The sequence below is a fragment of the Bradyrhizobium sp. 25ACV genome (assembly GCF_054863005.1).
This window is the reverse complement of the sequence record NZ_JAVAYO010000106.1, coordinates 1-269: the sequence shown is the minus strand read 5'-3', so window position 1 is coordinate 269 and position 269 is coordinate 1. Positions and strand designations below refer to the sequence as shown.

Annotated in this window: 1 pseudogene; it reads left to right on the top strand. The window is 57.2% G+C overall.

Annotation, left to right across the window (positions count from 1 at the left end):
* A pseudogene (locus tag RAD04_RS38760) lies at window positions 1-269 on the top strand (iron-siderophore ABC transporter substrate-binding protein); the annotation flags it as partial.

The following is a 269-nucleotide window of genomic DNA, read 5'->3' as shown; positions in this document are numbered from 1 at the left end:
CGAAGCGCATTGTTTCTATGCACGATCTTGATATTACCATCCCGCTGATTGAGCTGGGGGCACCGCCGGTGGCGAGCCACGGGCGCACGCGTCCGGATGGCAGCCACTATCTGCGTTCAAGCGCGCAGTTGACCGGCGTGGATTTCGATAATAGCGACATTAAATTCATCGGCACCGCCGACATTGACCTTGAAGCGGTGGCGGCGGCGAAACCGGATCTGATTATCACCGAGCCAAATCGTAACGTGCCGATTGAACAGCTGGCGAAG